This is a genomic window from Tenacibaculum sp. DPLXC6, from assembly GCF_056815515.1.
The window spans coordinates 1,737,877-1,752,931 of record NZ_CP141806.1 but is presented as its reverse complement, the minus strand read 5'-3'; the positions used below and the strand labels follow the sequence as shown (position 1 = coordinate 1,752,931).

Genomic DNA, 15,055 nt, shown 5'->3' with positions numbered 1-15,055 from the left:
AAAATCATGTTACAAAAATTTATAGAGCGTCCGGTACTCTCTACAGTAATTTCTATTATCATAGTAATATTAGGAGTGCTGTCATTAACACAATTACCGGTAACGCAATATCCTGATATAGCGCCACCAACGGTGCAGGTTACTGCTTCTTACCCAGGAGCGAGTGCCGAAACAATTTTAGAAAGTGTTATTGTTCCTATAGAAGAACAAATAAACGGGGTAGAAGGAATGACTTACATGACTTCTACAGCAAGTAATACAGGTACAGCAAGTATTCAAGTTTTCTTTGAACAAGGTTACGATCCTGATATTGCTGCGGTGAACGTACAGAACAGAGTTGCTAGAGCTAATGCTTTATTACCTTCTGAGGTTACAAGAGCAGGGGTTATTACAGCAAAACAACAAAACTCGGCACTTTTGTATGCCGCTATATTTTCAACAAACCCTGAATATGATGATGTTTTTATTCAAAATTATCTGAATATAAATGTGAAACCAGAATTGCAACGTGTTTCTGGAGTAGGGGCTGTAAATGTATTTGGAGCAAAAGATTATTCGATGCGTGTATGGTTAGATCCAGCAAAAATGGCATCATATAAGTTAGAACCTAGAGAAGTAATAGCTGCAATTAATGAACAAAGTTTAGAAGCAGCAGCTGGATCTTTAGGGCAAAACACAGGAGAATCTTTTGAATATGTAATCAAATATAAAGGACGATATAAAACGGCAAAAGAATATGAAAATGTTGTTGTAAAAGCTTTGGGGAATGGACAGTTTTTACGTGTTAAAGACGTAGCAAAAGTAGAGTTAGATGCATTTTCTTATTCATCACTTTCACGTACAAATGGAAATCCAGCACTTAACTTTGGAGTTTTTCAAACACCAGGATCTAATGCACAGGAAATTATTGAGAATATTTATGTAAAGCTGGAAGATTTAAAGAAAGATTTCCCAGAAGGATTAGATTATATCATTAACTACGACACAAACAAATTCTTAACAGCGTCTGTAGACAAAGTAAAAAGTACCTTGATTGAAGCCTTTTTATTAGTATTTATTGTAGTGTTCATTTTCTTGCAAGATTTTAAATCTACCTTAATACCAGCCATAGCAGTTCCAGTATCAATTATTGGTACGTTCTTTTTCTTAAACCTGTTTGGATATTCGATCAACCTGCTAACATTATTCGCTTTAATCTTAGCAATCGGAATTGTGGTAGATGATGCCATTGTAGTAGTAGAAGCAGTACACGCTAAACTGGAAGATGGAGCAGAAAGTGCGAAAAAAGCATCAATTTCTGCCATGAGCGAAATTAGTGGAGCTATTGTGTCTATTACTTTAGTAATGATGGCAGTATTTGTGCCAATTACTTTTATACAAGGACCATCAGGAGTATTTTATGAGCAATTTGGTGTAACATTAATGGTTGCCATCTTAATTTCAGCAGTAAATGCATTAACATTAACACCAGCCTTAAGTGCGTTGTTGTTAAAACCGCATAACGACGATCATAAGAAAAAAGGATTGTTACAGCGATTTTATGATGCTTTTAACGCAGGATTCAACGCGGTAACAAATAAATATACCAAGTCTTTAGGCTTTTTAGTTAAGCATAAATGGGTAACAGCAGGTATTTTAGGGTTAAGTGTTTTAGCTATTGTATGGGCAAGTAATACAATACCTACAGGTTTCGTACCATCAGAAGATAGAGGGGTAGTATTTATGAATGCTGAATTACCAGCAGGTTCCTCATTAGATAGATCATATAAAGTAACAGAAAAGCTATATGAAAGTATTAAAGGAATTGAAGGAATAAAAGGAGCATCATTTATTAGTGGAAGAAACTTTTTCTCTGGAGAAGGAAGTTCGTATGCTATGGGCTTTATCATTTTAGAAGATTGGAGTGAAAGAGAAAGTGATGCGGAATCAGTTCAAAGCATAGTAGGTCAATTGTTTGGTAAAGCAGCGATGATACCAGATGCAAATATTATTTTCTTTACGCCGCCAAGTGTACCAGGTTTTGGTAGTGCAGATGGTTTTGAAATGAGGTTATTAGATCGTGCTGCAAAACCATTAACAGAAATGGATGCAACAGCAAAAGAATTTGTAGGTCTTTTAAATCAACAACCAGAAATAGCATTTGCTTCTAACTCTTTTGATACTGGTTTCCCTCAGTTGGAATTAGATATCAATGTAGAAAGAGCTAAAGAGGCAGGAGTGTCAACAAGCGCTATCCTTTCAGCTTTACAAGGATATATTGGAGGTAATTATGCAGCTGACTTTAGTAGATTTGGAAAACAGTTTAGAGTTTTTGTACAATCATTACCTGAAGACAGAGTAAATGAAGAAAGCTTAAATAGTATGTTTATAAAAACTCCAAGTGGAGAAATGACACCAATATCTCAATTTGTAAGCTTAAAACGTGTATATGGTCCTCAAACGGTAAATCGTTTCAACTTGTTTAACTCTGTAACAGTAAACGGAGGTGTAACACCAGGATTTAGTACAGGAGATGCAATTACTAAAATAAACACATTAGCAGAAAATAATTTACCAGAAGGATATAGTGTTGCTTATTCAGGAATTACTAGAGAAGAAATAGCATCATCAGGACAATCTACCATTATTTTTATGATTAGTATTTTGTTTGTTTATTTCTTATTAGCAGCACAATACGAGAGTTACCTATTACCATTATCAGTAATTTTCTCATTACCAATTGGGGTAGCAGGAGCATATTACACAACATATTTAGCTGGGTTAGAAAATAACATCTATTTCCAAATAGCCTTAATTATGTTATTAGGTCTGTTAGCTAAAAATGCGATTCTTATTGTAGAATTTGCAATACAACGTCGTAAACAAGGAAAAAGCTTATACGATGCGGCTATTGAAGGAGCAAAAGTGCGTTTAAGACCTATTTTAATGACCTCATTTGCATTTATCCTTGGATTAATGCCGTTAGTATTAGCAAAAGGAGTAGGGGCTGCAGGAAATAACTCTATCGGAACTGGTGCTGCAGGAGGATTGTTAATAGGTACTTTAATAGGGGTATTCGTTATTCCTGTATTATTTGTGGTATTTCAATGGTTACAAGAAAAAGTATCAAGCAAACCAGTTGTTATTGAAACTAAAGAAGATTAATTATGAAACGTATACTAAATAAAACCTTGGTTGTAGCCGTAATGGCTACAACCTTACAAAGTTGTTTTGTTGCTAGGGATTATGCACGTCCTGAGTTAAAAGAAACAGAACATTTGTATAGAACAGATAATTTACCAAAAGATAGTATCTCAATGGCAGATGTATCATGGAAAGATATGTTTACTGATGCCCACTTGAAGCAATATATTGATGAAGGGCTTCAAAATAACTTAGATATCCGTGTAGCAATACAACAAATGGCAGCTGCTGAGGCTTATATGAAACAAGGCAAGGCAGGATATTTTCCTACTTTAAGTGTAGGAGCAAAAGCTACTCACCAAGAATTAGCAAAAAACAGTCAGTTTGGATCTTTTTTTAACGGTAGTATCGACCAGTATGATATAACAGGAAATCTTTCATGGGAAGCCGATATCTGGGGTAAAATACGAAGTAATAAACGAGCAGGAAAAGCAGGTTATTTACAAAGTGTAGCAGCTCATCAAGCAGTAAAAACTCAATTAGTTTCAGCAATAGCAACTACCTATTATCAGTTAGTAGCTTTAGATGCTCAGTTAGAAATTACTGAACAAACTATTGAAACGAGAGAGAGTAGTGTAAATACTATCAAAGCTCTTAAAGATGCAGGTCAGGTAAATCAGGTAGCAGTAGATCAAAATATTGCACAGTATAACAATGCAAAAGCACTAAAAGTAGATTTAGAAGCATCTATCTTTAAAATTGAGAATACACTAAATCTATTACTAGGAAGAACATCTGTAGTTATTGAAAGAAGTAAACTTTCAGAGCAACAACTAAATGCCGCTATTAAAGTAGGTGTTCCAGCAACTTTATTAAGAAATAGACCAGATGTTATGGCAGCTGAATATGGTTTAATAAACGCTTTTGAAATGACTAATGTTGCCAAAAGTAATTTTTACCCATCGTTAACAGTAACGGCAAGTGGAGGATTTCAAAGTTTAGAGTTAGATGAATTATTAAGCACAAACTCTTTGTTTGCAAATATTATAGGAGGTTTAACACAGCCTATTTTTAATCAAAGAAAGATTAAAACACAACATGAGGTAGCTAAAGCACAACAAGAACAAGCATTGTTAACTTTTAAAAAGACTTTGTTAACTGCTGGAAATGAGGTTTCAAATGCACTTTTTGATTATAAATCAGAAACCGAAAAGTTTGATTACAGAAAAAATGAAGTTGAAGCTTTACGAAGAGCAGAAGTAAATTCTGAAGAGTTGTTAAAAAATGGATATGCTAATTATTTAGATTTATTAACAGCAAGAGAAAGAGCTTTAAATGCTGAGTTAAATGTTATCAATAACAAGTTAAATCAGTTATTAAGTGTTGTTAATTTATATGAAGCACTTGGAGGCGGTTGGAAGTAAATAGGTTATAATGGGTAATAGGTCAAAACTTATTAAGGTAGCCAAAGAAAAGTTTATAGCATTTGGCAGTAAGCATACCACAATGGATGAAATAGCTGAGCTACTCGGAATTTCAAAAAAAACTATTTATGCTTGCTTTTCTTCAAAAGAGGAATTGATAATTGAAAGTATTAAAGAATTAATAAATGAATTCAAAATTGATACTGAACCTATTTTAAAATCTGATAAAACAGCATTAAGTAAAGTAATAGAGATATATAAAGTAATTTTTAAGTACGTAGAAAAGTTTAAACCTTCATTTATTTTTGGGTTAAAAAAATACTACCCTAATGCTTACGATGCTTATAAAGAGATTACTACAGATGTTGTTTCAACAGATATAATGAATTTACTAGAAGAAGCCAAAACACAGGGAGAAATAAGATCTGATGTAGATCTTGAGTTATTTAGTAAGTTATATTTAAGCGGGCTTGAGAGTCGTTTGTTTGATGCAGATAATTTGTTTGACGATTACTCAAAAGAAGTACTATTAGAGTATATGATTATTAATAACTTAAACTCTCTAAAACCCGCTAAATAAGTACACAAGTTTTTGTGGTTTTTGATAAGAAGTGTCATGTAGTATGTTATCATATCTGCAAGACACTTTTTTTGTGTTTGAAGATCAGGTAGTTATTAAAAAGGATTAAGGGAAAGTATTTTGATGTATTTTTGTGGGAAATAAATAAAATTTGCTAAAAAAAATAACCATATATCTATTACTTAGTCTTGTAACCCAGTTGTATAGTCAGAATAAAGTAGATTCACAGTTTGCTGAAGTTCAGAAAAAAGCAGAGAGTTATTTAGAAAAACTACAAGAAAACTATAAGGAAGGAAACTACAAACTTCATAAGATTTATAGTGATTCTCTTTATAATATTTCTAAAGAGAATAACCTAAAAGATCTACAAGTAAAAGCAATGGTTAATCAAGCAATAAGCTTGAACATGCAAACAAAGTATGTAGAAGGTATAGCATTGTATAAAGAAGCATTAGTCGTAGCAAAAACAATACAAGAAAGTAAACAAGCTGAAACTGTAGTGCTGGTTAATTTAGGAAACACATATAATAATGTTGAGCTTTATGAAAAAAGTATAGAAACCATGAAGAAGGTTTTAAAGCAAACTACCTATGTGAAGAAACCTAACTTAATAAAAATGGCTGCGTTGAATGGTTTATCAACAAGCTATTCAGCTTTAAATAATGAGGAAAAATCACTGTTTTATGCGCAGCAAGTAAAAAAAATAGGAGAAGAAACAGGAAATGAAAGTATTGTTTTAACATCATTAAACCATATCAGTAGTTCGTATTATAAGTTAGGAGAATATGAAAAATCAGTTGAAATAGCTAATAGAGCTAGAAAGTATAAGGCTTTTGAAAAAAATACTAGAGTAAAAGCATGGATTTTTGTCAATTTAGGAGTCGCAAATTTAAAATTAGAACATTACAATAAAGCGGAAGAAAATTTAAAACAAGCATTAAGTATAGCTTCTGAAAAGAATATAGAAGAAATAGAAATGATATGTTATAAAAATCTAGCTATAATATATCAAAAGCTAAACAAAACAACAGCTTATTTAAATGCAGAAAAGAAACATAACAAAAGCCGAATAAGTTTTCTGAAGAATCAAAAGAAAGCTATTACAGAAGAGTTAAAAGCAGAAATTGGAGCAAGAGAAGAAACAGTTTTAGCACAAGAAAACACAAAAGCGCTACTTTCAGAACAACAAAAAAGTTTGTTGTGGTTTGGTGTGTTTTGTGTAATTGGTTTAGGAGGTGTGTTTTGGATTTACATAAAAAAGAATGAAGAGAAAAGTGTTATAAAAGAAACAAATGGAATAACGGAAAAGATAAAAGAAGCTTCTGAAAAGTATAAAAACTCCTCATTGTCAAAAGAAGATAGAGTTTCTTACCAGCAAAAAATATTAAAAGCAATAGAAGAAGAAAAGATATACTTAAATCACGATTTAACTCAAGCAAACTTTGCAAAAAAACTATCGTTAAGTAGTCATCATTTATCTGAAGTATTTTCGTTTGAATTTGATAAAAACTTCTACCAACTTATCAATTCATATCGAATAAAAGAAGCTAAAAAAATATTAGAACAACCTACTAATAAAGATTACAAAATAATTGCTGTAGCCTACGATGCTGGTTTTAAAAGTAAAACAACATTCAACCGTGTGTTTAAAGAACAAACAGGTTATACACCTACAGAGTACCGAAAAAAACTAATAAAATAGGTTCCACTCTATAGAATGATACTTCTATAACAACCAGCGGTTATATCTTGCGCCTTATTATTTAATAGTACAATCAAACAAAAAACATCTATGATTATTTAGGTGGTTTTACATCATGTGTTATGTTGTAAAATTAAAATGGTTAGTTAAGAAGAAGTTTAAAATTAGATTAAAAAGAATGAGGAAATTTATTAGTAAGTTTTTAAAGAATAGTTTTACAGTACTTTTTTTTATTGTAAGCAGTCAATTGTTTTCACAGTCATTTACATCTTTATGGAATACTACAAATGTTAGTACTGATTCTTCAGCAGATAATGAAATATCCATACCAACCAATTCAGCTTATACTTATTCTTATACCATTGACTGGGGTGACGGAAATATAGACTCAAATGTAACGGGAGATATTACACATACCTATGCTACACAAGGAACTTACACAATTAAGATAGATGGTACGTTTCCTGCAATCTATTTTAACAATGCTGGAGACGTTGACAAAATTATTGAAATATTGTCTTGGGGTACAATTCAATGGCAAAGTATGGAAAATGCATTCTACGGATGTTCAAACCTAAATTTTGATGCCATTGCTCCACCAGATTTAAGTCAAGTTACTAGTTTACAAAATGCTTTTAGAGATTGTTCATTATTTAATGGTATTATGAATAATTGGAATATGAGCACCATAACTAATATATCAGGATTATTTATGGATTGTGAAATTTTCAATAGACCTTTAGATCAGTGGGATACATCTAATGTAACAGATATGTCTTACACTTTTTACGATGCAAGCAATTTCAATGAACCATTAGATAATTGGAATACATCAGCGGTAACTACTTTAGAAAACTTTTTATATAGGGCTCGTAAATTCAATCAAAATATTAATAGCTGGAATGTAGCTAATGTTGTTAATATGGAAGGAGCTTTTTATTATACGAGTGCATATAATCAACCAATGAATAACTGGAACGTTAGTAACGTTACTAATATGATTGATACATTTAAAAGATCTAGCTTCAACAGTCAAATAGATAGTTGGGATGTAAGTAAAGTTACAACGATGAAAGGTATGTTTAGTCAATCTAGATTCAATCAGCCTTTAAGTACTTGGGATGTAAGTAGTGTCGTTAATATGTCGCAGATGTTTTTCAGTAATAGAACTTTTAACCAACCTTTAGATAGTTGGAATGTAAGTAATGTTACTAATATGTCAGGTATGTTTGATGGATGGCATGGAAGAACTGTTTTTAATCAACCTATAGGTAATTGGAATGTAAGTAATGTTACTGATATGAGTTACATGTTTCGAGATAACTCTGGTTTTAATCAGCTCATAGGTAATTGGGATGTGAGTAATGTAATTACTATGAGTGGAATGTTTGAAGGAGCTATTGCTTTTAATCGGGATATAAGCTTGTGGAATACCAGTAAGGTTACCGATGTAGAAAGTATGTTTGAAAGAACAGAAGCTTTCAATCAGCCATTGAATACTTGGGACGTAAGCAATATTACTAATATGCGTAACATGTTTCAACAAGCAGAAGCTTTTAATCAACCTTTGAATAGCTGGGATGTAAGTAATATTACGAGCTTTCAATATATGTTTGATAGAGCTATATCCTTTAATCAAGATATAACCGGTTGGGAAACCGGAAATGTTAGAAACATGTCTTATATGTTCAATCAGGCTACTTCATTTAATCAAAATATAGGAGTCTGGAACATATCTAGTGTTACAAACATGACAAATATGTTGTCAAGTAGTGGTATTTCTCAAGAAAATTATGATAATATTCTTATAGCCTGGAGTGCTCAAACAGTTCAAAACAACATTAACTTAGGAGCGACGAACCTTAATTACTGTGATGCATTAAACCAAAGACAAAGTCTAATTGATAATAATGGTTGGACTATATCAGGAGATATTGTAAACTGTTCTTATGTATTATGTACTCAAATAACAATGCCGCAAGCAGGTGACACACAAGTACCTGCAAACAGTGATATTCGTTGGAATCCAGCACCTAATGCTACAGGGTATAGAATTAGTGTAAGAAGAGAAAACGGAGCGACTTCACAGGTTATATATAATAATGAAGATGTAGGAAATGTAGTAGGAGTAGACTTTACCAATGAATTTATAGCAGGAGATACTGTATATGTAACAGTTGTTCCTTATAATGATGAAGGACCAGCTACAGGTTGCCAGGAAATTAGTTTTACAGTAATAGAAAGTTGGGTAAATAGTCCAGATGCATTTAAACTTACCTATGATACAAGTATTCAATCTTCACGCACTACACCAACAAATCAGTTAAGAATAGAAACAAATTCAGGTTATCCAAAATATCTTACGTACAACTATTCTATAGACTGGGGAGATGGACAATACAACCATAATGTTACAGGTGATATTACACACACATACCTTACTCCAGGGATTTATACAGTAAGTATTATTGGTGTCTTTCCTTCTCCAAAGCATGAAACTTTTGGAGACTCTGACAAGTTATTATCTATAGATCAATGGGGAACACAAGTCTGGGAAAGTATGTACGAAGCTTTTTATAGTTGCGCAAATATGGAGTACAATACTACAGATATTCCTAATCTAAGCAATGTAATGGATATGGAAAGAATGTTTAGTTCATGTAGAAAATTTAATGGAAACATAAATAATTGGAATGTTAGCAATGTAACCAACATGCGAAGTATGCTTAGTGGAACTTCAATTTACAACCAACCACTTAATAACTGGGATGTAAGTAATGTTACTAATATGAACTATATGTTTGGTAGTGCTGTAGAGTTTAATCAAGACATAGGGAATTGGAATACCGGAAATGTTACAAATATGGGAGGTATGTTTCAGAATGCAGAAATATTTGATCAGAATCTTAATAACTGGAATGTAAGCAGTGTTACAGATATGAGTAGCATGTTTGAAAGAGCAGAAGCATTTAACCAACCACTTAATAATTGGGATGTAAGTAATGTTACCAATATGTCTGAAATGTTTAAAGGATTTATTTCAAGTATGGCTTTTAATCAAAATATAGATAATTGGGATGTAAGTAATGTTACAGATATGTCTGAAATGTTTCAGAGATGTGTTGATTTTAATCAACCTTTAAATTCTTGGAATGTAGGTTCTGTTACAAATATGACTTCAATGTTTGAAAGCGCATCTGTATTCGATCAACCACTAGATAGTTGGAATGTATCTAAGGTTACTAGCATGGAGAGTATGTTTCAAAGCGCTGGTGATTTTAATCAAAATATAAATAGTTGGAATGTAACAAATGTAACGAACATGAGTTTAATGTTTTACAATGCTCAAATGTATAACCAACCGTTAAATTCTTGGGATGTAGACTCAGTAGTTAATATGTCAGGGATGTTCCGAAGAGCAGAGGTGTTTAATCAACCATTAAATAATTGGGATGTAAGTGCTGTTGCTAATATGAGCCAAATGTTTCAACAAGCCACAGTTTTCAATCAACCATTAAATTCTTGGAATGTAAGCTCAGTAACGTTAATGCCTTCAATGTTTGAAGAAGCTATTGCTTTTGATAACCCGTTGGAAAACTGGAATGTTTCAGTAGTTACAAACTTTGAAGCAATGTTTAAAGATGCAGAAATATTTAACCAACCTTTAGGGAATTGGAATACAGGCGAAGCACAAACGATGGCTGAAATGTTTTATGGAGCGTCTAAATTTAATCAAGATATTAATAACTGGAATGTATCTTTTGTAACCACCATGCAAGAAATGTTTCGGGGAGTAACATCTTTTAATAGATCGTTAGATTCTTGGAATGTAGCATCAGTAACAAATATGCAAGGTATGTTTCAATCAGCAGAGGTCTTTGATGGTGCTATTGGAAGTTGGAATATCAGGAGAGTAACCACCATGCAAGATATGTTTAATGGAGCAATAAACTTTAATCAACCTATTAATAATTGGAGACCAACAGCAGTGACAAACATGGATAGAATGTTTCAAGGTGCAAGTTTGTTTAATCAATCTTTAAACCAATGGTTATTAAATACGGTATCTATGAACGCTATGTTTAATAACGCTACAGTTTTTAATCAAGATTTAGGTGATTGGAATATTAGTGGTGTAACTAACATGCAAAATATGCTAGATAATACAGCTCTTACCAGAGTAAATTATGACAATACGCTTATTGCTTGGTCAGAACAAACACTAACACCAGGAATAAATCTAGGAGCTAACACTCTTATATATTGTGATGCTGTAGAAGAAAGACAATCAATGATTGATGATTTTGGATGGTCTTTTACAGGTGATGTCTTAGATTGTCCTATTCCAGAATGTACACAGTTAATAGCTCCTTTACATGGAGCAACAGATGTTCCTGTAAATACCAATTTAACTTGGGAATCTGTTTTGTATGCACGTGAATATGCTTTAACAATTAGAATTGAACCATCTGGAACCATAATAAATGAAACTGTTGTAAATGCCACCACTTATGAATTTGCTACAGATTTTTCAGGAGGAGAAACAGTTCATGTTACTATTGTACCTTCAAACGAAAATGGAGAAGCGGTAGGACCTTGTTCAGAAGAAAGTTTTACCCTATCTACAACTCCATCAACAGTACCAAATTGTACTAATTTAACCCTGCCACTTGCTGGTGGTACAGATATATCTGTAAGTACAAATTTAGAATGGAATGTTATAAGTAATGCAGATGGGTATAGGCTTACAGTAGGAACTACTTCTGGAGGATCAGATATTTTTAATAGTATAGATGTAGGTAACAGTACAACATATGATTTACCTGTAGATTTACCAGAAGACACCGATATTTTTGTAACTATAACTCCTTATAACGATGAAGGAGATGCAATAAGTTGTGGAGAAGAATCTTTTAAAACAGAGTTTATTCCAGTAGCACCTAGTTGTACAAGTTTAGTGAATCCTATAAATGGTTCAACGAATGTTCCGTTGAATACTGATATTTCTTGGAATGAAATTGCAGAAGCAACAGGATATTTAGTAAGTGTAGGAACTACTCAAGGAGGAATAGAAGTTGTGAATAGTATTGATGTAGGAAATACTACTTCGTATAGTTTTACCCAAGATCTACAAGAAAATAGAATACATTATGTTCGTATAATTCCATACAATGATGTAGGTGACGCTACAGGTTGTGTAGAAGAAAGTTTTACTACAGGAGATGCAGTTGTAAATGTGCCAAATTGTACAACAATCACAGTTCCAAGTAACGGAGCACCGAATGTTAGTGTTAGTACAGGAATTAGTTGGGACGCAGTAGCTGATGCTGATGGATATTACCTATCAATCGGAACAACTTCAGGTGGAACTGATATTGTAAATAATGAAGTAGTAATAGGAACGAGTTACACACTAGCAAGTGATTTACCAGAAACGACCACAATTTATGTCTCGGTGACTCCTTATAATTCTGTAGGAAGTGCTACAGGTTGTTCAGAAATTAGTTTTACTACGGAAACATTGCCAACAGCACCGAACTGTACAACAATCACAGTTCCAAGTAACGGAGCAACGAATGTTAGTGTTAGTACCGGAATTAGTTGGGACACAGTAGCAGATGCTGACGGATATTACCTATTAATTGGAACAACTTCAGGCGGAACTGATATTGTAAATACTGAATCAGTAACAGGAACGAGTTACACACTAGCTAGTGATTTACCAGAGACAACAACAATTTACGTGTCGGTAATTCCATATAATTCGATAGGAAGTGCCACAGGTTGTTCAGAAATTAGTTTCACTACAGAAACATTACCAACAGCCCCAAATTGTACCACAATCAAAGTTCCAAGTAACGGAGGAATGAATGTTAGTGTTAACACTGGAATCAGTTGGGATGCAATAGCTGATACGGATGGATATTATCTGTCAATCGGAACAACTTCAGGTGGAACTGATATTGTAAATAATGAAGTAGTAACAGGGACGAGTTACACACTAGCAAGTGATTTACCAGAAACGACCACAATTTATGTTTCGGTAATTCCGTACAATTCGGTAGGAAGCGCTACAGGATGTTCAGAAATTAGTTTCACTACGGAAACATTGCCAACAGCCCCAAATTGTACAACAATCACAGCTCCAAGTAACGGAGCAACGGATGTTAGTGTTAGTACAGGGATTAGTTGGGATGCAGTAGCTGAAGCAGATGGATATTATCTGTCAATTGGAACAACTTCAGGCGGAACTGATATTGTAAATAATGAATCAATAAGAGGAACGAGTTACACACTAGCAAGTGATTTACCAGAAACGACCACAATTTATGTCTCGGTGACTCCTTATAATTCTGTAGGAAGTGCTACAGGATGTTCAGAGATTAGTTTTACAACCGAAGTATTACCAACAGTACCGAATTGTACAACGATTACAGTTCCAAGTAACGGAGCAATGAATGTTAGTGTTAGTACAGGAATTAGTTGGGACACAGTAGCTAATTCAGATGGATATTATATATCAATCGGAACAACTTCAGGAGGAACAGATATTATAAATAATGAAGTAGTAACAGGAACGAGTTACACACTAGCAAGTGATTTACCAGAAACGACCACAATTTATGTCTCGGTAACTCCTTATAATTCTGTAGGAAGTGCCAGAGGTTGTTCAGAAATTAGTTTCACTACAGAAACATTGCTAACAGCCCCAAATTGTACAACAATCACAGTTCCTACCAGTGGAGCAACGGATGTTAGTGTTAGTACCGGAATTAGTTGGGACGCAGTAGCTGATGCAGGTGGATATTACCTGTCAATTGGAATAACTTCAGGCGGAACTGATATTGTAAATAATGAAGTAGTAACAGGAACGAGTTACACACTAGCAAGTGATTTACCAGAAACGACCACAATTTATGTCTCGGTGACTCCATATAATTCTATAGGAAGTGCTACAGGTTGTTCAGAAATTAGTTTTAGAACAGAAGAAGGTTTAGTAGGAGAAACTAAATATGGTTTTTCTCCGAATGGTGATGGAGTAAATGACTTTTGGGAAATAAAAGGAATTGAAGAATATCCTAACAATTCAGTAACTGTTTTTAATAGGTGGGGAGATATGGTGTTCCAGATAAAAGGATATGATAACCAGTTTAATGTTTTTAGAGGTGTTGCCAATAAGCTAACAAGTATGGGAGGTGATAAGTTGCCAGCAGGAACATACTTTTTCAATATAAAAATTTCAAAAGGGGGAAATTCAACAGAAAAGAAAGGGTTTTTAGTTTTAAAAAGATAAGATGAAAGAGATAAGAAACTATATTTTACCATTAATTTTTATAATGGTATTTCAGAATAATTGGGGACAACAGACGGCTTTGTATCCAGAGTATAATTATAATCCGTTTATTATAAATTCGGCTTATACAGGAATGTCAGATGGAGCAGAAATTACACTTAGCAATTACGGTTATATAAATAGTATTGAAGGAAGTCCCAGAACATTATCATTAAGTTTTCATTCTCCTATAGCTAGGAAGAAAATGGGAATAGGTGGAGCTATAGTAAGAGACAAAATAGGTGTGAGCACTTATACAAATGCATATGCTGCATATTCGTATAAAATATTTTTTGATACTGAGATTGATAGACCTTATTGGCAGCATTATAATGAACATGTAATATCGTTTGGACTAACAGCGGGAGTACAGCAGTTTAATGAGAATCTGTTAGAGCTAGGAATTACTGACGATATAGAGTTTTCAGAAAATATAAATGTAACTGTGCCAACTGTTGGGATTGGATTTTTGTACAATCATGCAGATTTTTATGCAGGAATTTCACTACCAAACCTTTTAGGAGATAAACTAGCATCAAGAGATGATTTAGATATATCAAATCCTGTTTATGGTTATTTTGGGTATCGTTTTTTTACCAATAGATTTGAGGAAGTAATGATTAAGCCTAGTGTTTTCTTAAAGTATGAAGGTGGAGCACCTATGCAGATTGATGCAAATGTTGCAGTTAACTATAAAAACAAATTCGAAATAGGTACTGGTTATCGAAGTAGCTCTTCAATTAATTTTATGGCAGGTATTTATGCTCTAAAAAACTTAAAGTTTGTGTATTTCTACAATGCTGCGTTTAGCAATTCAGTGTTAGGAAATAGCCATGGAGTTGTTCTATCGTATGTTTTTGAGAAAAAACGTAGGTATTAAAAGGAGTATTATA

The 15,055-nt window shown here is 33.3% G+C and carries 6 protein-coding genes; all 6 read left to right on the top strand.

The genetic code is table 11. The annotated features are described in order from the left end of the window. The first annotated feature begins 6 nt into the window (after nt 1–6). The 6 genes from VCM48_RS07935 to VCM48_RS07910 all read left to right on the top strand — a co-directional run bounded on the left by VCM48_RS07935 (nt 7) and on the right by VCM48_RS07910 (nt 15,042). A complete protein-coding gene (locus VCM48_RS07935; protein ID WP_482270156.1) occupies nt 7–3,144 on the top strand; it encodes an efflux RND transporter permease subunit in 3,138 nt (1,045 codons plus the stop codon). A 2-nt stretch (nt 3,145–3,146) separates the two neighbouring features. Then, nucleotides 3,147–4,547, top strand: a complete 1,401-nt coding sequence (locus VCM48_RS07930) for an efflux transporter outer membrane subunit (RefSeq protein ID WP_482270155.1) — start codon at nt 3,147–3,149, stop codon at nt 4,545–4,547. A gap of 10 nt (nt 4,548–4,557) precedes the next feature. After that, nucleotides 4,558–5,127, top strand: a complete 570-nt coding sequence (locus tag VCM48_RS07925; protein WP_274639560.1) for a TetR/AcrR family transcriptional regulator — start codon at nt 4,558–4,560, stop codon at nt 5,125–5,127. A 199-nt stretch (nt 5,128–5,326) separates the two neighbouring features. Then, on the top strand, nt 5,327–6,829 hold the full coding sequence (locus VCM48_RS07920) for a tetratricopeptide repeat protein (RefSeq protein ID WP_482270154.1): 1,503 nt from the start codon (nt 5,327–5,329) through the stop codon (nt 6,827–6,829). Between the two features lie 178 nt (nt 6,830–7,007). Continuing rightward, the gene (locus tag VCM48_RS07915; protein ID WP_482270153.1) at nt 7,008–14,123 is read left to right on the top strand and encodes a BspA family leucine-rich repeat surface protein; all 7,116 of its coding nucleotides are present in this window, start codon (nt 7,008–7,010) and stop codon (nt 14,121–14,123) included. A gap of 1 nt (nt 14,124) precedes the next feature. Then, the gene (locus VCM48_RS07910) at nt 14,125–15,042 is read left to right on the top strand and encodes a PorP/SprF family type IX secretion system membrane protein (protein WP_482270152.1); all 918 of its coding nucleotides are present in this window, start codon (nt 14,125–14,127) and stop codon (nt 15,040–15,042) included. Nucleotides 15,043–15,055: the final 13 nt, after the last annotated feature.

Coding starts and splice junctions, on each gene's coding strand:
- VCM48_RS07935 (WP_482270156.1), top strand. CDS start 7: ATGTTACAAAAATTTATAGAGCGTCCGGTACTCTCTACAGTAATTTCT.
- VCM48_RS07930 (WP_482270155.1), top strand. CDS start 3,147: ATGAAACGTATACTAAATAAAACCTTGGTTGTAGCCGTAATGGCTACA.
- VCM48_RS07925 (WP_274639560.1), top strand. CDS start 4,558: ATGGGTAATAGGTCAAAACTTATTAAGGTAGCCAAAGAAAAGTTTATA.
- VCM48_RS07915 (WP_482270153.1), top strand. CDS start 7,008: ATGAGGAAATTTATTAGTAAGTTTTTAAAGAATAGTTTTACAGTACTT.
- VCM48_RS07910 (WP_482270152.1), top strand. CDS start 14,125: ATGAAAGAGATAAGAAACTATATTTTACCATTAATTTTTATAATGGTA.